Annotated in this window: 21 protein-coding genes and 1 rRNA gene; 1 reads left to right on the forward strand and 21 read right to left on the reverse strand. The window is 47.8% G+C overall.

All coding sequences use genetic code 11. The features are described from left to right. Both HP548_RS18755 and HP548_RS18760 read right to left on the reverse strand, forming a co-directional pair. Positions 1-83, reverse strand: a 16S ribosomal RNA gene (locus HP548_RS18755); the annotation flags it as partial. Positions 84-585: 502 nt separating this feature from the next. Further along, positions 586-1143, reverse strand: coding sequence for a hypothetical protein (locus tag HP548_RS18760; RefSeq protein WP_343054885.1), 558 nt, complete (start codon positions 1141-1143; stop codon positions 586-588). A 77-nt stretch (positions 1144-1220) separates the two neighbouring features. Here HP548_RS18760 and HP548_RS18765 point away from each other — a divergent pair, with 77 nt between their 5' ends. Further along, a complete protein-coding gene (locus HP548_RS18765; protein ID WP_099859206.1) occupies positions 1221-1820 on the forward strand; it encodes a TetR/AcrR family transcriptional regulator in 600 nt (199 codons plus the stop codon). Between the two features lie 150 nt (positions 1821-1970). On the opposite strand, the gene HP548_RS18770 is transcribed toward HP548_RS18765, so the two are convergent. The 19 genes from HP548_RS18770 to ftsH all read right to left on the reverse strand — a co-directional run bounded on the left by HP548_RS18770 (position 1971) and on the right by ftsH (position 22065). Continuing rightward, complete coding sequence (locus HP548_RS18770; protein WP_076292139.1) at positions 1971-3308, reverse strand: TrkH family potassium uptake protein; 1338 nt, start codon at positions 3306-3308, stop codon at positions 1971-1973. A gap of 189 nt (positions 3309-3497) precedes the next feature. Further along, positions 3498-5015: a lysine--tRNA ligase gene (gene lysS, locus HP548_RS18775; protein WP_175382514.1), complete on the reverse strand. Its 1518-nt coding sequence runs from the start codon at positions 5013-5015 to the stop codon at positions 3498-3500. A 120-nt stretch (positions 5016-5135) separates the two neighbouring features. Next, the gene (greA, locus tag HP548_RS18780; RefSeq protein ID WP_076292137.1) at positions 5136-5612 is read right to left on the reverse strand and encodes a transcription elongation factor GreA; all 477 of its coding nucleotides are present in this window, start codon (positions 5610-5612) and stop codon (positions 5136-5138) included. Positions 5613-5856: 244 nt separating this feature from the next. Continuing rightward, positions 5857-6876 (reverse strand): tRNA dihydrouridine synthase DusB, encoded by a 1020-nt coding sequence (gene dusB, locus HP548_RS18785; protein ID WP_076292136.1) that lies wholly within the window; start codon positions 6874-6876, stop codon positions 5857-5859. 113 nt (positions 6877-6989) lie between these two features. Then, positions 6990-7193, reverse strand: coding sequence for a helix-turn-helix domain-containing protein (locus HP548_RS18790; RefSeq protein WP_053778903.1), 204 nt, complete (start codon positions 7191-7193; stop codon positions 6990-6992). After that, positions 7145-7693, reverse strand: a complete 549-nt coding sequence (gene folK, locus HP548_RS18795) for a 2-amino-4-hydroxy-6-hydroxymethyldihydropteridine diphosphokinase (RefSeq protein ID WP_024633743.1) — start codon at positions 7691-7693, stop codon at positions 7145-7147. The genes HP548_RS18790 and folK overlap by 49 nt, the downstream gene beginning before the upstream one ends. Before the next feature lie 9 nt (positions 7694-7702). Continuing rightward, complete coding sequence (gene folB, locus HP548_RS18800; protein WP_053778905.1) at positions 7703-8065, reverse strand: dihydroneopterin aldolase; 363 nt, start codon at positions 8063-8065, stop codon at positions 7703-7705. A 102-nt stretch (positions 8066-8167) separates the two neighbouring features. Then, positions 8168-9031 (reverse strand): dihydropteroate synthase, encoded by an 864-nt coding sequence (gene folP, locus HP548_RS18805; protein WP_175382515.1) that lies wholly within the window; start codon positions 9029-9031, stop codon positions 8168-8170. Continuing rightward, entirely contained in the window at positions 9028-9912 is an 885-nt protein-coding gene (locus HP548_RS18810) for an aminotransferase class IV (RefSeq protein WP_175382516.1), read from the reverse strand. The genes folP and HP548_RS18810 overlap by 4 nt, the downstream gene beginning before the upstream one ends. A gap of 2 nt (positions 9913-9914) precedes the next feature. Further along, positions 9915-10490: an aminodeoxychorismate/anthranilate synthase component II gene (pabA, locus tag HP548_RS18815; RefSeq protein ID WP_079347471.1), complete on the reverse strand. Its 576-nt coding sequence runs from the start codon at positions 10488-10490 to the stop codon at positions 9915-9917. Positions 10491-10537: 47 nt separating this feature from the next. After that, a complete protein-coding gene (locus HP548_RS18820) occupies positions 10538-12109 on the reverse strand; it encodes an anthranilate synthase component I family protein (protein ID WP_175382530.1) in 1572 nt (523 codons plus the stop codon). A 141-nt stretch (positions 12110-12250) separates the two neighbouring features. Beyond that, on the reverse strand, positions 12251-13189 hold the full coding sequence (gene cysK / locus HP548_RS18825; protein WP_063567563.1) for a cysteine synthase A: 939 nt from the start codon (positions 13187-13189) through the stop codon (positions 12251-12253). A 338-nt stretch (positions 13190-13527) separates the two neighbouring features. Further along, positions 13528-14478: a peptidyl-prolyl cis-trans isomerase gene (locus HP548_RS18830; protein ID WP_076292132.1), complete on the reverse strand. Its 951-nt coding sequence runs from the start codon at positions 14476-14478 to the stop codon at positions 13528-13530. A 24-nt stretch (positions 14479-14502) separates the two neighbouring features. Then, positions 14503-15393 (reverse strand): Hsp33 family molecular chaperone HslO, encoded by an 891-nt coding sequence (gene hslO / locus HP548_RS18835; RefSeq protein ID WP_076292131.1) that lies wholly within the window; start codon positions 15391-15393, stop codon positions 14503-14505. A gap of 95 nt (positions 15394-15488) precedes the next feature. Beyond that, positions 15489-16259 carry a type III pantothenate kinase gene (locus HP548_RS18840; RefSeq protein WP_024633734.1) on the reverse strand — a complete coding sequence of 257 codons (771 nt, stop codon included), beginning with the start codon at positions 16257-16259 and terminating at the stop codon, positions 15489-15491. Between the two features lie 6 nt (positions 16260-16265). After that, positions 16266-17132: a carboxylating nicotinate-nucleotide diphosphorylase gene (gene nadC / locus HP548_RS18845; RefSeq protein WP_175382517.1), complete on the reverse strand. Its 867-nt coding sequence runs from the start codon at positions 17130-17132 to the stop codon at positions 16266-16268. Continuing rightward, positions 17129-18748 carry an L-aspartate oxidase gene (nadB, locus tag HP548_RS18850; RefSeq protein WP_099859201.1) on the reverse strand — a complete coding sequence of 540 codons (1620 nt, stop codon included), beginning with the start codon at positions 18746-18748 and terminating at the stop codon, positions 17129-17131. Before nadB ends, nadC begins: the two co-directional genes overlap by 4 nt. 36 nt (positions 18749-18784) lie before the next feature. After that, complete coding sequence (nadA, locus tag HP548_RS18855; RefSeq protein WP_024633731.1) at positions 18785-19723, reverse strand: quinolinate synthase NadA; 939 nt, start codon at positions 19721-19723, stop codon at positions 18785-18787. Between the two features lie 296 nt (positions 19724-20019). Then, entirely contained in the window at positions 20020-22065 is a 2046-nt protein-coding gene (gene ftsH, locus HP548_RS18860; RefSeq protein ID WP_076292128.1) for an ATP-dependent zinc metalloprotease FtsH, read from the reverse strand. Positions 22066-22125 lie beyond the last annotated feature (60 nt).

Below are 22125 nucleotides of genomic sequence, written 5' to 3' on the forward strand. Positions count from 1 at the left end.
GCTTCTCTTCAAGTCCGCTCGACTTGCATGTATTAGGCATGCCGCCAGCGTTCGTCCTGAGCCAGGATCAAACTCTCCAATAAAGTATTGAAAAGAGCGATAAGCTCATTTTGAAACTGACGAGATTAAAAATCTCATTTGTGCTCCAGTCGATCCAAGCCAAGGCTTGTCTCTAACTTTCACGTTCATTCTGCAAGCAGAATGTTTACTCACTCGTTGTTCAGTTTTCAAAGATCAAACTTGTTTCATTGCCGTGTGTTGTTCACCTCAGCAACTTTTATATCTTATCACATCCGAACCAACTTTGCAAGCTTTTTTTTAAGTTTCTTTCGAAGCTTATTTGTTTCGCTTGCCTCACCGTGTTTCTCGTGTTTTCTTGGCCGGAATTAGAATATACCATGTACAGATTTGGAATGCAAGCTTTTTTTCAATAAATTATATTTTTTCTCTCGTATAGCTATTCACCTAAAGCCTGGCTTATTTAAGGTTGCATCAATTATTATTAAACACTCTCTTCCCAGAACAAACGGATCACCTGTCCTCCATAGATAATCCGCATGATCCTCCCGCCCTATCCACTATATGTTACTTCACTTTCTCCACAGGCATCTTTCGCGGCCATAAGCTATAACTGAAGCTGATTATAAAATCGATCCCCAGTATGATTCCCCATACTCTTATGAGATTAGAAAATGCCGCAGTACGCTCCGCATCCCCAATCCACCAGATCATCGCGAGCAAGAACAAGCTACCTATGCCCCAAGCCAATAGATGTCTAAGCCATCCCAATCTTTCACGACTTGCATGCTCACTGCCGTAAGCCTTGCTGCTCCGAGGATTATCGCCACCCTTAAACCAATACAGAAAATAACGATCAGCCCAAGCGATCATCTGATGACCATAGGCAATACTTACACCTATATATATAGCTGCAATGCCATGAACCATACTTGCCGTAGCACCCCGTTGAAGATCCATCACCGTCGCTACCATAAGAAGAACATCCACAATGGGCGTTGCCATTAACAGCGCGATCCCTGTCCGTTTCATGCCAAGCAGATAACGCACACTCAGACCTGCAGCGACAAATACCCAAAAGGCAATCTCACATCCAATAATAAAATAGGCAATCAAATGATCCACTCCTTTTATAACACAAATGTATTAAATTCAATTTAACACGTTTGTATTATAATAATCAACAATGATATAATCCTTTTATGCCTAAAATAGTTGATCATGATAAACAACGTCTGCTCGTAGCCGAAGCGGCTTGGCGTGTCATCCGAAGAGATGGCATGGAGCAGGCCTCCGTTCGAAATATTGCGTTAGAAGCAGGAATATCGGCCGGGTCTATGCGCCACTACTTTTCAACCCAATCAGAACTACTCCTATACGCAATGAATCTGGTGTCCGAACGGGTATCGAATCGAATCACACAGATGTCGTTTGATGCGTCTCCTTTGGAGAATATGAAGCTTCTGTTGTTAGAACTCTTGCCAAGTACGGATGAAAAAAGGGCCGAAATGGAGGTTTGGTACGCTTTTACAGCCAAGTCCAAGAATGAGCCCGTTCTCAAAGTGCATGCTGACAAAGTCTATGATGAACTCAGACACGCGATGGCTACAGTTATCACCTACCTGATGGAGCTCAATCTCTCCCGTACAGACCTCGATAAAGAGTTGGAAATTGAACGCCTATACGCACTGGTCGACGGTTTGGGAATTCATGCAATTCTTCGTCCTGACCAGATGAACACCAAGATTATGGAGAATATCCTTACCACGCATCTTGCAACGTTATGCCGGGATGCAGAATAACATTCGGTCACAAAATTAAATACAGCTCTATCCTTCGTACCAGCAAGAAACGAGTAATTGCTTCTATGAAACAAAAAAACCGTCATGCATCAATTGGGACTAACCTATTCCATAATAGGGTTAATCCTAGATACGTGACGGTTTTTCTTTTTATCCAATAATAATCCGACCCTCCGGATGGCGATACAGCTTCTTCTCTTTACGTGGACGAAGCGCATATGCAATGGTGAGTGGTCCAATACGTCCGATAAACATCGTGAAGGCGATAATCACTTTTCCCCATACCGTTAATTCATGCGTTACTCCCACCGACAGACCTACTGTCCCAATTGCCGATGCCGCTTCAAACATAAGTGAAAGGAACGGTGCATCCTCTGTTGTAAGTAATAGCATTACCACAACCATGAATATGATCAAGGAAACCATAATAATCGTCAATGCTCTCATCAGCAAATCTTTCGGAACACGCTGACGGAAAAATACAATATCTTTATTGCCACGAATCATGGCATACACCGCTCCAATCATGATCAGGAACGTTGTCGTCTTGATCCCACCCCCGGTTGATCCCGGAGATGCCCCAATGAACATCAACAGAATGAAGAAGAACTGGGTAGCCTGCCTCATCTGGGTGATATCAATGGTGCTCGTACCCGACGAACGTGTAGAGACAGATTGGAAGAACGAGGCGTATATCTTTTCACTCCAACTTAGAGATGCCAGTGTGTGTCCATTGGTGAACTCAAATACAAACAGTACAATTGCTCCAATACCAATCAGTGCACCTGATACGGACAATACCAGTTTGGACTGCAACGATAAGCGACGGCGCTTGCGGAACTCAAACAAATCATTCAGCACCACAAAGCCGAGTCCACCCGATACAACCAGCACGGAAGCTGTCAGGTTAAACAACCAGTCCCCTGTATAATACTGAAAACTGTTGCCGAACAGATCGAAACCACCATTGTTAAATAATGAAACCGAGTGAAAAGCACCATAGTATACCGCCTGCCAAAAAGGCATCTCCGTTGCCCAGCGTAGTGCCAATATAACAGCAGCCACCCCTTCAATGGTAAACGAAAAAATTAGCACCTTGCGGATAATGCGAACAATGCCTTCCATACTGTCAGCGTTGATAGCCTCTTTCAGCAGCAGCCTGTCCTTAAGCGAGATTCTCTTACCCAATACTAACGCAAACAACGTTGCGATGGTCATGAAGCCAAGTCCACCTAGCTGCATAAGCACCATAATCACGATTTGACCAAACAGGTTGAAGGTCGTCCCTACATCCACAACAACCAGCCCGGTCACACATGCGGCAGAGGTAGACGTAAATAGCGCATCAATGAACGCCAAATGCTCACCGCTTTGATTGGAGATGGGGAGCATGAGCAGAATCGTACCGATCGTGATAATAAGCATAAAACCACCAACCAGAATCAGTGGGGGTGATAGGAATTTAGCAATGTGAAGCCTAAACTTCATGAAGGGCACCTCTTTTAACATAATACATACAGGTAGGCGAAGAAGATCTGTCATATATTCATGGCAGGCATGTTGTTTCGAGTGATTTGTCACTTCGATGCCTATGTAAACCTAAAGAGGAACTTGCCACCAGCATCATACTGAACGGCAGGTTCCTCTTCTATTACGAACGAGTTAAACGTTCCTTATTTAATCCTGTGTACGAGGACGCATATGTGGGAAGAGAAGTACGTCACGAATGGACGGCGAGTTGGTCAACAACATGATCAGACGGTCGATACCGATCCCCAGTCCACCTGTTGGTGGCATACCATATTCGAGCGCACGGATGAAATCATCATCCATTTCGTGTGCTTCGTCGTTCCCGTGTTCTTTCTCCAGCAATTGTGCCTCAAAACGCTGACGTTGATCAATTGGATCATTCAGCTCCGTAAATGCATTTGCATGCTCACGTCCAACGATAAACAGCTCGAAGCGGTCCGTGAAACGTGGATCTACATCGCTCTTCTTCGCCAACGGAGAAATCTCAACCGGATGCCCCATGATAAAGGTTGGTTGAATCAACGTCTCTTCTACAAAATGTTCGAAGAATGCATTCAGAATATGACCAAATGTCATATGCTTTTCAACCGTAACCTTATGTTCTTTCGCCAAACGATGAGCTTCCTCGTCCGTCATATGCACGGAGAAGTCCACGCCTACAACTTCCTTAACCGCGTCTACCATCGTTACACGGCGCCATTGTGGTGTAAGATCCACTTGATAGTCTGCATATTGGATAACTTGCGTACCAAGCACTTCCTGTGCGATGTGAGCAACAAGATTCTCAGTCAAACGCATAATATCCTGATAATCGGCATATGCCTCATAAAGTTCAATCATCGTGAACTCAGGATTATGACGTGTCGACATCCCTTCATTACGGTATACACGGCCGATCTCATATACCTTCTCCAGACCGCCTACAATCAGACGTTTCAAGTGAAGCTCGATCGCAATCCGCATGTACAATTCCATATCAAGCGCATTATGATGCGTGATGAATGGACGCGCAGCAGCTCCACCAGCGATGGTGTGCAGCGTCGGTGTTTCCACTTCCAGATAGCCCAATGAATCCAGGTAACGACGCATGGATTGAATGATTTTGGAACGAGTAATGAAGGTCTGTTGCACTTCACGATTCATAATCAGGTCAACATAGCGCTGGCGGTAACGCAGCTCTACATCCGCGAGTCCATGATATTTATCCGGAAGTGGGTAAAGTGACTTGGACAATACTTCGAGATTCTGAACCTTAACCGAAGTTTCGCCTGTCTTGGTTTTGAAGATTACGCCAGATACACCTACAATATCCCCGAGATCGAGCAGGCTGAACGCGGCATATTTGTCTTCCGGTACAGTATCCTGACGAACATAGATCTGGATTCTGCCGCTCAGGTCCTGAATATGTGCAAAGCTCGCTTTACCCATTCCCCGCTTCGCCATAATCCGTCCGGCAATACTGACTTCGATGTGCTTCTCTTCCAGCTCTTCCTTGGTCAGTTCTTCATACTTCTTCAGAATGGAGCCGGCTTCTTCCGTACGTACGTATTTTTGGCCAAAAGGGTCGATCCCCAATTTGCGGAGCTCGTCCAATTTGTCGCGGCGAATTTGTAAAAGCTCACTTAGTTCGGTTTCGGTTTCCTGATTCAAGACTTCATCCGTCATGATCTATATTCATCTCCTTATTTACATTGCAGGCATCTTCAGAGGTGTTCTGCCTCAAATGTTGAAAAAAGCTTCCCTAAGGAAGCTTTTGTCTCCGTACCCGACTGCTTCATTGCTTAATTACTTTTTGATGTCTACAATTTTATATTGAATTACGCCAGCAGGCACACTTACATCAACAACCGTACCTTTTTTCTTACCCAGGATGGCTTTACCAACAGGGCTTTCGTTCGATATTTTGTTTTGCAGCGGATTGGACTCCGCAGTACCTACAATCGTATATTCCGTGATATCACCGAATTCCAGATCTTCTACAGTGACTGTTGCACCCACACTTACAGCTTCGGTATCGATCTCGTCGCTGTTGATAATCCGTGCGTTCCGAAGCAATTTCTCCAACGTAATAACGCGGCCTTCAATGAAAGCCTGTTCGTTCTTCGCGTCTTCGTATTCGGAGTTTTCACTAATATCTCCATACCCGATGGCTACCTTAATCCGTTCAGCCACTTCGCGGCGCTTCACTGATTTCAGCATTTCCAGTTCTTCTTCAAGCTTCTTAAGTCCCTCTGGTGTAAGGATAACTTCCTTATCGCTCATCTCAACCGATTCTCCTGTCATGGGAATAATTTGATTGCACGGCAACGGAACCAGTGCTGTTTACAGAGCTCCGCCCGCATACATCTTCAAAACTATATGAAGTTCTCCAGAGAAACAGAACGTTCCTCCTGATGCACTAGCCTTATGACGCACATGGCGAATTTATACTGTGAAATTATAGGGTAACGGTCTCGAAAAGTCAATGTTACGCCCCCTATAGCTGTAAACGTTTTACAGCAGCAGATCAGGATGCATTTTCGGCTACTGCCGGTTCTGACTCCAGATTGCCTTCGATATGCAGCTGGCCTACAAAGTTCTCCAGAATGTGCACCATCTCATCACGTTTGGTTTCTTCCATAATAACGTCCTTGATGCGGGCAGATCCTTTGAGACCTTTCAGATACCAAGCCAGGTGTTTACGCATCTCACGAACAGCAACAGCCTCACCCTTCAGTGCAATCAGACGGTCCATATGCAAAATGGCAACCCGAATCTTCTCTTCCCCATTCGGGTCAGGAAGCAGTTCGCCGGAACTCAAGTATTGAATGGTCCGATACAACATCCATGGGTTGCCCAGGGCGGCACGACCAATCATAACTCCGTCACAACCCGTTTCATCCAACATGCGACGGGCATCTTCTGGTGAAGATACATCTCCGTTCCCGATAACTGGGATGGAGACAGCCTCTTTTACATTTTTGATGTGTGACCAGTCCGCTGTACCAGTATAGAGCTGCTCACGTGTACGACCGTGTACACTTACCGCCTGTCCGCCAGCACGTTCAACCGCAAGTGCATTCTCAACCACGTAGATATGCTCGTTATCCCAACCGATCCGCATCTTGACTGTAACTGGCTTATCTACCGCATCCACAACAGCGGATACCATTTCATAAATTTTGTTTGGATCAAGCAACCAGCGTGCACCTGCATCACAGCTCGTTACTTTTGGCACAGGGCATCCCATGTTGATGTCGATGATGTCAGCATTGGTTTCTTTGTCCACAATTTTGGCTGCTTCTACGAGGGCTTGACGGTCTCCCCCCCAAATTTGCAGGCTCAACGGTTTCTCACGCTCATCTACAAACAACATTTCACGTGTGCGCTTATTACCATGCACGATGGCTTTGCCACTCACCATCTCCGCACATACGAGGCCTGTTCCGAATTCTTTTGCGATCAGACGAAAAGCCGGATTACACACGCCAGCCATCGGCGCAAGTACAACCTGGTTTTTCATTTCAATGTCACCAATTTTAAGCATGGTAGTCGTTCCACTCCTTTTTAAATCCGACTCTTGCATGAATCCTGGATGTGTTCTAGTTTGTATAAAATAAACGAATAATGACGATATCTTCTTGTTAGTAAAAAGCGACCTTAGTTCCCCTGTAACTCCTCAATGCTGATCGAAAGTACCCCGGCAATTAGATTCAGCTCCCGTTCAGCGACTTTGCGGTTGCCTCGTTCAATCATACCCAGAATGGCCAGCGATATGCCCGTCTCAGCAGCGAGTTCCTGTTGTGTTAAACCTTTCAGCTTCCGGAAAGCCCGGATTCGATTGGCCAATTGCACGTTTTCCAAAGCTGTATTCCATCCTTTCCATCCAGTACAGACAACGATGATTGTACAAAGGTATACAAACCTGAATGCTCATCTTCGGTTACGATGTCAGCCAGTGGCACCAATACAAACGCCCGTTCACCCATCCGTGGATGCGGCAGTTGCAGCCGTTCGGTATCACTCGTCTCTCCATCCATCCAAAGCAAATCCAAATCGACTGTACGAGGGCCCCAACGGATATCACGAACCCGCCCAAGCCGTGTTTCAATATCCAGCAGTTCCGTGAGCAGCTGCTCCGGCAAAAGTGTAGTCTGTACCGCAGTAGCCATATTCAGAAACGCTGGCTGGTCCACATAACCTACCGGCTCCGTCTCATACAGCGCAGAACAGCGCAGGACGGATATATGAGGATGTGCATCCAGTAACGTTAACGCCTCAAGCAGGGTCTGTTCCCGGTCACCCAAATTAGCCCCTAAAGCAATATAAGCCTCTGAAGATTCAGAGGTCGAATGTGCAATCATGATCGGTTCTCACTTTCTTGTGCGGCGAAGCTCTACAGTTACGCCCCCAAAATGAATATCGAAAGGCGGATGTGGCTTCGTCACCTTGACTGTCAATGCATTGATAATAGTATAAGTGTCTAGTAAAGAAGATGCAATATGTTCGCCCAAAGCTTCAATTAACTGGAATGATTTATTTTCAACGATCTGTTTTACCAGCTCATGGATCTCCGCATAATTGATAGTTTTGGTCAAATCATCGTTACGCCCAGCTTCACCCAGATCCATATCGATCTCCAGATCAATATAATAACGCGCCCCTAGCTTCCGCTCCTCGGCAAATACGCCGTGATATCCGTAATACTCCATTCGATGCATTACCATTCTATCCATAAGTTCCGCCTGCCCTCTATATATAATGAATTCACGGTTCGATGTTTGTTCCTATTGCCAAACGCTACGCTTCCGCTGAACGGGTCACCGGACCCGCCAGTATCATTTCCTCCGCAAGCCTGGAGATGCATACAACATGGCATCACACATATCCACTGTGCGCCGAATCGGCTTCACATCATGGACCCGGACCATCTGGCATCCTTGGGCTATGCCGAAAGCAACCGTAGCGGCTGTACCCTCCAGCGCATCATCCGCTTGTACCTGTAAGGTGCTCTGAATAAACCTTTTACGCGAGGTGGCAAGCAGAACGGGATACCCCATCTCATTGAGCAACCCAAGCGATGACATGAGCGCCAGATTTTCATTCAGATCCTTCACAAAGCCAATGCCCGGGTCCAGAATAATTTGATCGGGATGTACTCCAGCCTCTAACGCAATCTGTATACTCTCTTGAAGATCACTGACTACATCAACCAAATAGTTGGTATAGTCTCGTTCTTGCCGGTTGTGCATTAGAATCAGAGGACATCCCAGTTCTGCCGCAGTACGTGCCATCTCCGGGTCAGCCTTGGCACCCCACACATCATTGATGATGTGCGCTCCAGCCTGAATAGCCTGCCGAGCAACATCCGCTTTATAGGTATCTACCGATATCGGAATATGCGGAGCCTGCTGCCGCAGTGCTTCAATGACCGGAATGATTCGGCTGAGCTCTTCATCAGCGCCAACGATATCTGAACCCGGACGTGTGGATTCCCCGCCAATATCAATGAGATCCGCGCCGTCTTCCATCATCTGAATGGCGTGAGCCACCGCTCGCTCCACACTGGTATAACGTCCCCCATCCGAGAAGGAGTCCGGTGTGACATTCAGAATGCCCATAATAAGTGTACGTGTGCCAAGTTTTAGCTCTGCTGGCCCCCACGCATAATTCCGTTCATAAATGACTGGTGTAAGTGTCATGAAGTATACCCCGCTTTCTGCCGGTACATACCCAGAATCGCTTCTGTAACCGGGCCGATATGTCCGCTGCTGATTACTGTTTCTGTTCCATCCTGATCCCTCAACGTAGTAACTGGAGCAAGTTCAGCAACAGAGCCTGTCAAAAAGATCTCATCTGCCTGTAACAGCTCCTCCCAAGGGAAGAATCCTTCCTCGTAAGGTATTCCTCGGTGAGCTGCAAGCTCCAGTACAACGGCTCTGGTGATTCCCGGTAAGATGCCAGTCGCAAGTGCTGGCGTATAGACTACGCCTTGTCTCACCCAGAACACATTGCTGACAATTCCCTCAGCTATGTAGCCCTCTCGGGTGAGTTGCAGACCTTCCGCTCCTTGTACATGCTGCCCGTATCCGTTCAGTTCACGTTTCGCCAGAATGCTGTTCATGTAATGCAGCGATTTGAACCGCACTTCTCCTTCAGGCGTATTACGAGGCGTCGACAGTCGTTGAAGCATTTTTCCATTTTCGTAAAGGGAGGGAGAGGATTCAGGTAGTGCTTTTGCCAATACGATATGATTGGGTTTCACATAATCTCCTGAAGGTAGCCCGAGGGGAGCCTCGCCCGCAGATACCGTATAGCGTACATAGGCATCCTGAAGTTCGTTAGCAAGCAACAGGTTTTTGATCCAGCCCGTTACCTCCGCTGCTGTTACTGTGAAAGGAATGCCTAGTTCACGACACCCTGAAGCCATCCGCTCCAAATGACGCTCCAACAGAAAAGGAACTCCTTGATACGTCCGAAACGTCTCGAACAATCCAAGTCCGTACAAAAAGCCGTGATCCGTCACCGGAACCACGGCTGCCGCCATATTGACCAATTCTCCGTTTATCGCGGCATATTTCATCTCTATACCTTTACCTGCTGAGACAGGAAGTTACGCAGCATTTGATGACCGTGATCCGTAATGATGGATTCGGGATGGAACTGAACACCTTCAATCGCATATTCCTTGTGACGCAAGCCCATAATCTCGCCTTCCGCCGTCTCGGCCGTAATCTCCAGACAATCTGGCAGACTGCTGCGCTCCACGATCAAAGAGTGATACCGCGTTGCCGTAAAGGGAGATGGCAATCCGGTAAATACGGACGTTCCGTTATGATGCATCTCCGATGTTTTGCCATGCATCATACGGTCCGCGCGAATAACATTGCCTCCAAAAGCCTGTCCAATCGCCTGATGTCCCAGACAAACGCCGAAGATCGGAATACTGCCCTTGAAGTGATCAATGACCGCCAGACTAATACCTGCCTCATTTGGAGTACAAGGACCCGGTGAGATCAAAATATGATCAGGTGCCAACGCCTCAATGCCTGCCAGATCAATTTCATCATTACGGCGAACTTCCACCGTCTCCCCCAGTTCACCCAGATATTGAACCAGGTTGTATGTGAAGGAATCATAATTGTCGATAACCAGTATCATGTCTCTGTTCCTCCTATTCTTCCGTCCACACAGGGACGGCTGCTTAATTATTTTAATTTAACGGTTTCTGCTTCCTCACTGTAATTGACAGCCCTCATCATGGCTCTTGCCTTGTTGCGGCACTCCTTGTATTCCCGATATGGATCGGAGTCGATTACGATGCCCGCTCCTGCCTGCACATATCCCACTCCATCTTTAATGGAAAGTGTACGAATGACGATGTTCAACTCCATATTGCCACTGTAGTCCATCCACCCAATCGAACCTGTATACGGTCCACGACGCATAGGCTCCAGTTCTTCAATGATTTCCATGGTGCGAACTTTGGGTGCACCTGTAATCGTTCCACCTGGGAACGTCGCTGCAATCACATCAAATGCGGATAGTCCGTCTGCCAGCGTCCCCTCGACTTGAGACACCAGATGCATGACATGCGAATACTTCTCGATCGTCATCAGTTCAGGCACATGCACTGATCCATAAGCTGCAATTCGCCCGATATCATTCCGCTCCAGATCGACCAGCATTATATGCTCTGCCCGTTCCTTCTCACTGTTCAGCAGCTCAGCGGCCATCAACTCATCTTCGGCTTCATCCCGTCCTCTTCTCCGTGTTCCTGCGATCGGACGAGCGCTCACCTTGCCATGATCCACTTTGACGAGCAATTCAGGTGATCCGCTCACCAGTTGGAAATCAGGACTACGCAGCATCCCCATGTAAGGAGAGGGATTCACGAGACGAAGCCATTCGTAGATGTGCTCTGCACTGGACTTCAGACGTTTTTCTTGCCGTAGGGATAGGTTCACTTGAAACACATCCCCTTGCCGGATATATTCCTGCACTGTGCGTACCGCCTGCTCAAAGTCCTCTTGAGGAAAGGAAGTATGCCACCCTTCCGTTTCCCGCTCCGCATCCGCTGATTGCGCAGTGAGATGAATGTGGCTATGGCGATGCTCCAATGCCTGCTGCTGCTCTTCCGCCTGGGCAAATCCCAGAATATGCAACCATCGCTGCTGCATGGCTGCTGCCCGCTCTTCTGCTTCTGCGTACAGCATACGGAGCTGAGCTTCATCCTGATTCGGCCGTACAGCCAGATGAACCATGCAGAACAGTGCCTGCTGCTCATGGTCATACGCCCATATTTCTTCAAACCGCATCCACCAATAATCCGGGAGAGCCGGGTTGTCTTCTGCCAAGGTTGGCAGCTTTTCCAAAGATCTGGCTACGTCATAGCTTAGATAACCTGCACATCCACCACCAAAGTCTGGAGCCCCGCTCACCTTTGGTGCGCTGTACGGCGCAGCCCATCTTTTTAATACTTCAAGCGGTTTACCACAGTCTGTCCGGGTACTGCCTTGAATAAGATCATGAATAACAGCTTCGTTGCCCTTGCCGGAGATAACGGATACTGGGTTTAATCCCAAAAAGGTATACCTTCCGCCTTTACCATTCTCCAACACCATTGCATAGGGTGACGCCTGCTGCCAGGCTGCTTCCCACGTTAACGGTAAACCGCCATGATACGGTCCCTTATCCGACTTGATCATATACGGCATCATGGTCCAACCTTCTCCGGCCCACTCTGTCCAGTCGGCGTATGTTGTCATCAGGTGTGTCATTGCGGTTTGCCGCCCTCCATCTGTCGCTAGTTCTATTGTCTGATAGTATACTAAAGCGCCGCTGCTTTTAAAAGCATTCAGCAAAAAATCCTCCACACCCGGCATACGGGCAAGGAGGATTTGTTTCATCACTTGTTAGGCTTAAGCTTCGAAGTTGTAAAGTGGCGTACTGAGGTAACGTTCGCCGTTACTTGGTACGATCACGACAACGCGTTTGCCTGCACCCAACTGTTTAGCCACTTGCAGACCTGCACGGATGGCTGCACCAGAAGAAATACCGGACAAAATGCCCTCTTCCTTCGCTACCTGACGAGCCGTCTCGAACGCATCATCGTTCTCGATGTGAATGATCTCGTCATAAATTTCCTGATCAAGAATCTCAGGAATAAAGTTAGCACCGATCCCCTGAATTTTGTGAGGACCCGGTTTGCCACCTGCCAAGATTGGCGAAGCTGCTGGTTCAACGGCAACGATTTTAATCCCAGGGTAGGATTCCTTCAACACTTCGCCTGTACCTGTAATCGTTCCGCCTGTACCGATTCCTGCAACGAAAGCATCCAACGTACCGCCTACAGATTGAATAGCTTCAACAATCTCAGGGCCAGTCGTTTCACGGTGGATCTTCACGTTGGCTTTATTTTTAAATTGCTCAGCCATGAAATAAGATGGATTTTCCTTAAGCAATTCCTCAGCTTTTTTAACTGCACCATTCATACCTTCGGCTCCCGGTGTGAGCACAAGCTCAGCTCCGTAGGCACGAAGCAGGTTACGACGCTCCATACTCATCGTTTCCGGCATAACAATAACAGACTTATAGCCTTTGGCTGCAGCCACCATAGCCAGTCCAATTCCTGTGTTACCACTTGTTGCTTCGATGATGGTATCACCCGGTTTCAGCTTGCCTTCTTTTTCCGCTTCTTCCACGATGCTAATCGCGATACGGTCTTTGACGCTTGAACCTGGATTCTGGTATTCCAGTTTCACGAATACTTCAGCACTGCCTTCAGGTACGATACGGTTCAGACGAACAAGCGGAGTACCTCCGATAAGTTCTGTTACGTTATTAACTACTTTAGCCATATGAATGCCCTCCTTAGTGGGATGAATACTACTTAAGTCCTGTTGCCATATACATGTGTGGCCGAGCAGCCTCTAGATGTTATAGAAGAACTACGGAAATCCGTCTGAGTTCATTCCGTCTGCAATAAACCGGACAGAAACTGGGTTTCCGAAGATTTCTTTGTTCATATAAATGGTTTTATTCCGAGTAAATGAGTAGGTTTTTGATTATTTTTATCTTATCAACGTTACACCCTATTGTCAATATGAGTACTCAAAAAAATACTCCGCCTTGGGCCCTAAGGCCGTAGACAGAGTATTTTTATCAAGATGCAGTAGGACATTCGTTTGCAGGATAATCAGGATGCCGGAATTTCAGCGATGATGACAGCTTCATACTTGTTGCGTAACCTTTCCTCCACCTGGGGCAGGGGATCAGCCTGGCTTAGAGCAAGCTGCATCCGAATTTCTTCACGAACCTCTTCTGCAGATTGCACTTGACGCTCTTGTTTGTCATTCATTTTAATGATGGCGTAACCTTCTTCCATCTTCACTGGCCCCGCAATATCACCCACGTCCAGTTGAGCTGCAAGTTTGAGAATTGCTTCGGACTGAAACGGATCGTTCTGCTCAATCCATCCCAGACGACCGCCCGAATCACGGGAGTAACTGTCCGTCGATTCATTACGTGCGGTTTCTTCAAAGTCTGCTCCCTTGTCGAGCGCATCCAGAACTGATTTTGCCTGGTCCTCTTCCTTCAATACAATGATAGACAGATCATATTTCTCTGGGGAAACATAGTCTTCATGGTGTTCGTTCCAATAATGCTCGATATCTGCATCCTTGATCTGTATACCGCTCGTTGCGATTTTCTCAAGCAGAAGTCGGTATCCCGCCTCCAACTCAAGGTCCTGCCTGGATAAACCCAGTTGAGACTGCATTTCGTCAAAATAAGCCTTCTCCGAATCATATCCATCCATGGCCGCGGCAAGTTCCTTCGCAATTTCTTTGGGAGTCACCGTCAGATTACGATCGAGTGCTTCCGCATATACGGCTTTGCGATTGAGCATCTGGAGCAGCAATTCACTGCCATAACGCCGTTTCAATGCCTCGGTCCATTCCTTGTTGGTGATGACCTCCCCATTGATCGTTGCTACCGCATTTCCCTCTTCCTGATTGGTATCCTGAGGCGAATCTGCTCCTTCACGTCCATTTCGTAAGCCTTGCACAACCATAACTGAACCCATCACCAGCATTCCAAGCGTCAAGACAATTACAGCCGTCCATAACCCTTTTTCCTGTCTTGTCATTCCGCGTCCCGTCCCCGCATAAAATCAGTTCTTGGCTTGCTCTAGGATGGTCTCAAGTTGTTCCTTGTTGAAATCGTAAGCCTCATTGCAAAATTGGCAGACCACTTCAGCCTGGCCTTCTTCCTCAATCAATTGTTCCATTTCGGATTGACCCAGACTGATCAACGTTTTCTCTACCCGCTCACGTGAACACTCACAGTGGAAATGAATATCCATTTCGTCCATGACCTGTACATCAGGCAGTACACGACGAAGCAGCGCTTCTAGTTCAAGCCCCTCAGCCAGCAGTGATGTCACTGGCGGCATTGTACCAATGGCATTTTCAATCACAGTAATTTCATCATCCGTCAAACCTGGAAGCAACTGTACAATGAATCCACCGGCTACAATAACCGAATTATCGGTATCCACCAGTACACCAACGCCTACAGCAGAAGGCGTCTGCTCCGATTTAGCAAAATAGTACGTAAAGTCTTCACCAAGTTCTCCTGAAATAATTGGCACACTGCCGCGGTAAGGCTCTTTCAGCCCCAAATCCTTCGTTACGTTCACGAATCCTTCGGTTCCAACTGCGCCAGCAACGTCCAGTTTACCCATACTGTTGCTCGGCAGATGTACATGCGGATTGCTTACATAACCACGAACTTCACCCTTCGCATTAGCATCGGCAACAATCTGTCCAATCGGACCGTCACCTTTGACTTGAATTGTGAGCTTCTCTTCTCCTTTAAGCATAGCACCCATAATGGATGCTGCTGTAACCGTACGCCCCATAGCTGCTGTAGCCGTGGGAAACGTATCATGTCTTCTGCGCAGTTCCTCAACCAGTTCTGTCGTTTGAACAGCAAAGGCCCTAACCCGTCCGTTCATTGCTGTACCGCGAATTAACCGGTCTTGTTTGTTGTTGTTTTCCAAGTCATTCAGCCTCCTTTGGCGTAATCGCCAGTTATAGAAAAAACGGCATAACATATAAGACTGTAATCTCAGCCCGCTGTTTGCCGTCTCTGTTCTTACCTTTCCCGGTTCCGCTCATAAACGATACGCAGCCCTTCAAGCGTAAGCAGCGGATCCACTTCATCGATGCTGCGTGTTTCTTCTGCAATCAGCTTGGCAAGGCCTCCGGTTGCAATAACTCTAGGCTTGGCTCCCATTTCCTCCCGAATACGCTCCACGATACCGTCCACCTGTCCTGCATAACCATAAATAATGCCGGCCTGCATCGCATGAATGGTGTTGCGACCAATGACTTTCTTGGGCTTCTCCAATTCAATACGAGGTAGCTTGGACGCTCGTTCATAGAGTGCTTCGGTTGCAATATGGATGCCGGGTACGATAGCCCCGCCCAGATAATTTCCTTTCTCGTCAATACAGTCAAATGTAGTCGCTGTACCGAAATCGACCACAACGAGAGGGCCGCCATACTTCTCAACGGCTGCTACTGCATTAACAATGCGATCCGCGCCAACTTCACGAGGATTCTCATACCGCAGGTTCAGGCCGGTTCGGATACCAGGCCCAACAAGTAACGGTTTTTTGCCTACGTATTTCTCACACATGGCTTCAATCACATTCACCAGCGGTGGAACCACGGATGAGATGATCACACCTTCAATGTCGCGTGTTGAAATACCCGACATATGAAATAAATTATAAATCAATACGCCGTATTCATCCACTGTCGACTGCCGGGATGTACTCAGGCGAAAATGGTGGAGCAACTCCCGGCCTTGATACACGCCGAGTACGATATTACTGTTGCCCACGTCTACCACAAGAATCAAAGAGGTTCACCCCTCTTTCTTTTCGTTTAAATCCAGGCTAATATCCAGGCTCTCAAAAGAGTAGGTTAACCTGCCAACTGAAATTACATCCACTCCGCTCTCTGCAATACCACGAATGGTATTTAGCGAGACGTTGCCCGATGCCTCAACTTTCACATGCGGAGCCTGCTCACGAATAAGAGCAACGGCCTCACGCATCCGGTCTGGGTGCATGTTATCCAGCATAATGATATCTGCCCCAGCCTGCAAGGCTTCTCTGACCTGTTCCATGTTTTCGGTCTCTACTTCAATGGTCATTGTATGCGGAATGACAGATCGCGCACGCTGTACAGCTTCAGTAATCCCGCCTGCGCCCTTGATGTGGTTATCCTTAATCATGACGGCATCATAGAGGCCGAACCGATGATTTGCTCCGCCACCAACCCGCACTGCATATTTTTCAAGCAAGCGGTGTCCCGGTGTTGTTTTACGAGTATCGACCAGACGTGTAGAAAGGCCTTCCAACGCATCAACATAAGTACGTGTGAGGGTAGCGATACCAGACATGCGCTGAAGCAGGTTAAGGGCCAGACGCTCTCCTGTCAGCAAGCTATGTGTGCTTCCTTCTACCTCAGCCAGAATCGTACCATGCGTAACTGCATCACCGTCTTTTACCATCGGTGTGAACGCAAGGCCAGGATCCACTACCTGAAAGACGAGTTCTGCTACCGTAATTCCTGCAATGATTCCATTGTCTTTGGCATGTATCACGGCCTTGGACTGACTGCCGGCGGGAATCGTCACAGTTGTTGTGACATCCCCTGCACCAACATCCTCACGAAGCCAGTTTTTAATTGATTCGATGAGTCCTTCATTATATCCGTTCAGTATCATGACATCAATTCCTCCACAATCGCTTGTTCTCGCTGCTGCAGACTATGCTTCTGCCATACGGCATCGTCACGCTGCGGGAAATCCTCACGGTAGTGTGCTCCCCGACTTTCCTCGCGGTGTAATGCTCCAGTGGTAACCAACCAGGCACAGGTCAAAAGGTTGGCATATTCCATCTCTTCTTTGTGAGTAAACTTCTGATCAAAAAATTGCAGTTCATGTTGCAGTTTCTCTATTGCTGCTTGCAGGTTAGCGCCATTCCGGCGCAGCCCCACTTGACGCACCATCATTTTTTGCAGACGCAAACGTCTTTCGGACACCGGCTTCTGCTCTTCCTTTATGATCCTGCGAATACTTGTTAATGTGGGAACCTTTGTCTGGATTGAAGCAAGCGGAGGAAGGGATTGAATTCGATCCACGATTCTCCGGCCAAATACGATTGCTTCAGACAGAGAGTTGCTCGCCAGACGATTGGCTCCGTGTACTCCAGTAGAAGATACCTCACCACAGGCAAATAACCGGCTAATGCTGCTCTCCCCACTGAGATCCGTCTTCACTCCGCCCATCATGTAATGTGCAGCAGGAGCAACTGGAATCCAGTCTGTGGTCATATCCAGTCCGTATCGCATACAGGTCTCATAAATGGTAGGAAACCGATGTTTAATCATCTCTGCTGGTTCATGAGTGATATCCAAATATACAAAGGTACTGTTTGTCGATTCCATCTCACTGACAATGGCCCGCGCAACGATATCCCGTGGTGCCAGTTCAAGTTGTGCATGATACCGTTCCATGAAGCGCTCGCCTTTCACATTGCGCAAATAAGCTCCTTCGCCACGTACAGCCTCGGACACCAGGAAACGTGGTGCTCCCGGATAACAAAGGGAGGTCGGGTGGAATTGGATAAACTCCATGTCCCGGACAACTGCTCCGGCACGATAGGCCATCGCCACGCCATCTGCTGTAGCCACTTCCGGATTGGTCGTATATCGATACAACTGTCCAGCCCCACCAGAGCAGAGAACGGTTGCCTCTGCCTTCACAAATACTTGCGAACCGTCAGCCTTCTGTACTAGCGCACCTACACATTCTCCCTGCTCTGTAATCAGGTCAATGACAAAATGCTCATCCCACACTTTAATCCCCGGATGTTCATTCGCCTGTACAGCCAGTGCACGCACAATCTCATATCCCGTTGCATCCCCATTGGCATGCAAAATACGGCGGTGGCTGTGCGCACCTTCCTGCGTCAACGCCAACTCGCCGTTCTCCAGATCAAACAAAGTACCCAGTCGAATCAGTTCTTTTACTCCATCCGGGCCCTCGTTCACCAATGCTTCTACTGCTTCGGAGCGGCATAATCCCGCTCCTGCAACAAGTGTATCCTGCAAATGGTAGGCAGGTGAATCATCCTCAGCGATAACCGCAGCGATTCCCCCCTGCGCATACCGGGTGTTACTTTCCAGTAACGACTTCTTCGTGATCATCAACACACTGCGTTGTTCACTCGCCTTGATCGCAGTAAACAAACCAGCAATGCCCGAACCAATAACCAGCACATCCGTCTCCACCATCGGCAGCGCGGACAGATCAAAATCCACTAAATATTGCGGTATCATGTTATTTCACCTGTCTTGGAGCAAGAGTAACGCATGCTACTTCACCAGTAACATGCGCTCTAGTGATTCTCTGGCTTTGTCGGCAACGGCTGGAGGCACGTAAATTTGCGGCTTCATCGTTTCCAAGCATTTAACCAGCTTTTTCAAGTTATTGACTTTCATGTTCGGACATACGAGGAACTTGGTAGCAAAGTGGAATTGTTTGTCCGGGCTATCGAGACGCAGTTGGTATCCTGTACCGTCCTCGGTACCTACGATAAATTCTTTAGCGGACGAATTCTTACAATATTCCAGAATGGCGGTTGTGCTACCTACGAAATCACCCATCTCTACAACCTCAGGACGACATTCCGGGTGAACAACGAACTCGGCATTTGGATGCTTCGCTCTCATCTCTACCACGTCTTTGACAGTCAGCATATCATGGGTATTGCAGTAACCTTCCCAGATAATCATTTTCTTGTCTGTATGTTGTTGCACATAATGTCCCAGATTTTTATCCGGTACCCAGATGATTTCATCGGAATCAACAGATTGAATGACTCTGACAGCATTGGCCGATGTACAACAGATGTCGGTCTCTGCCTTGATCTCAGCTGAGGAATTGATGTACGTTACAACTTTGGCATTCGGGTGCTGTGCTTTCAATTTACGTAAGCCTTCAACGTTCACCATGTCCGCCATTGGGCAGCCTGCACGCTCGTCGGGGATGATAACCGTTTTGTTAGGGGCAAGAATTTTAGCGCTTTCACCCATAAAATGAACCCCGCAGAAAACGATAACATCCGCATCGGTTTGTGCCGCCTTCTGAGCCAGCAAAAACGAATCTCCCCGGAAATCAGCGACTTCCTGTACCTCGTCACGTTGATAATAATGGGCAAGAATAATGGCATTCCGTTCCTTCTTCAACTCCATCAGCCGCTCGCGCAGCTCCCGGTTCATCTCAGCCTTGCGCTCTAAAGCCAGAGCTTCCACCTGTGATCCTCTCCTTATCGGGACAGCCTTATACGCTGTTTCATATGGCAAATCCAAGTCGTTATTTTCGCTTGAGAAACGAATCACAAGCGGTTTAACACCTAATGTACACAACGTTCACGACTCTGTCAATAAATGAAATCGCCCCAGAACAAGGGCATAACCACCCATTTCCTACGTAGTTCGCCCTATAGCTCCCGGTTATCATTATCTATACAATTTGAAGGAATACATAAAAAAAGAGAGCCCGAAGGCTCTCCTTGTCATCTGCCACTATAGACAGATGGTGTTATAAATTAAGACGTTGGCTTCGTTCCACCATCATCCGGGTCATTGCTATTTCCTTTGTCCAGATTCGGAGCTTCGTTAGGAATATCTCCCGCTGGTGGTTCAGGCGTTTCATCTTTGCCTTGGATACGGACGCGTACATCACCGATGTTGTCGATGATCGCTTCTCCGCCTTCGCTAGGCGTGCCTTCTCCATCGTTGCTGTTCTCATCTTTTGGAGTCAGGGCACCTGTCTCGATCAATTGCTTGATCTGATCCATTTCCAATGTCTCCACTTCCAGCAACGTGTTCGCGATCAGATGCACTTCTTTAGAATGTTTAACGAGTAAGTCTTTACACTTCTCATAGCATTCGTTGATGAAGCGTTGCATCTCCTGATCGATCTCGTAAGCAATGGAATCTGAGTAATTCTGTTCGTGACCGATATCACGACCCAGGAATACCTGTCCCTGCGAACTACCGAACTGCATAGGTCCCAGCTTCTCACTCATACCGTACTCCATAACCATGCTACGGACGATACCCGTCGCTTGTTGGAAGTCACTGTATGCACCCGTACCGATTTCACCGATAAACAGTTCTTCGGAAACGCGGCCACCAAGGAGTCCAGTAATTTTGTCCAGCAATTCTTGCTTAGTAACAAGCATACGATCTTCTTTTGGCAACATGATTACATATCCACCCGCACGTCCGCGCGGAATAATGGTAACTTTATGTACCATATCGGCATGTTCCAGGAAGTAGCCTACAATGGTATGACCTGCTTCGTGATAAGCAACAATACGTTTTTCACGGTCACTGATAACACGGCTTTTCTTCTCCGTACCAACAATGACACGGTCAATCGCTTCGTCTACTTCACGCATGGAGATATCTCTGCGATTACGACGTGCCGCAAGCAATGCCGCTTCATTCAAGAGATTTTCCAAATCTGCACCAGAGAATCCGGTAGTACGCTTCGCAATAATGTCCAGCTTCACATCTTTGGTGAGTGGTTTGTTGCGTGAGTGTACTTTCAGAACCGCTTCACGACCTCTCACGTCAGGGCGATCAACCGTGATTTGACGGTCAAAACGTCCTGGACGCAGCAAGGCAGGGTCCAGAATATCAGCACGGTTCGTTGCAGCAACGATGATAATACCTTCATTGGCTCCGAATCCGTCCATTTCAACGAGCAACTGGTTGAGTGTTTGTTCACGTTCGTCGTGACCACCACCAAGACCAGCACCACGCTGACGTCCTACAGCATCAATCTCATCGATAAAGATGATACATGGGGCGTTTTTCTTCGCATTTTCAAACAAGTCACGTACACGAGATGCACCGACACCGACGAACATCTCAACGAAGTCAGAACCGGAAATACTGAAGAATGGCACACCCGCTTCACCGGCAACAGCACGAGCGAGCAAGGTTTTACCTGTACCCGGAGGACCTACAAGCAGTACGCCTTTAGGAATCCGTGCACCTACTGCTGCGAATTTACGAGGGTCTTTGAGGAAGTCCACGACTTCAACAAGCTCCTGTTTCTCTTCGTCAGCACCCGCAACATCTTCAAACGTAACCCGTTTCTTCTCTTCGTTATAGAGACGAGCACGGCTTTTACCAAAGTTCATTACTTTACCGCCGCCGCCTTGAGCCTGATTAAACAGGAAGAAGAACAGCAGGAACATAATGATCAAAGGAATAAAGGAAGTCAGCAACGTCAACCAGATGCTGTCACCTTTCATAGGTTCCTGATGATATTCGAAATTGTTCGTTTCGCTTGCAGCTACAAGCTCACTAATTGCCTCATCCGTAGGAGGAATATACGTTGAGAAATTTTCTGATTTGGCTCCGTCAGGCGTCTTCCTGTATTGACCGGTCACGAGGTACGTCTGACCGTTGAATTGAACCGTCAATTCAGAGACATTATTGGTCTTGATCGCCGCGCGCAACTGATCATATCTAGGATTATCGGTGGCTTCGCCGCCATTGCTGACGAACTGGACTATCCCCACCACAACTAAAAAAAGAATCAAATAAAAAGCAGAATTCCGGATGAACCGATTCATCCCCTACCTCCTCTCGAGACACTTTAATTATTTTAACATAGCCCAACATGGCTTCTCAAC

It is taken from the genome of Paenibacillus taichungensis (assembly GCF_013359905.1).
In the GTDB taxonomy this organism is placed as follows: Bacteria; Bacillota; Bacilli; order Paenibacillales; family Paenibacillaceae; genus Paenibacillus; species Paenibacillus taichungensis.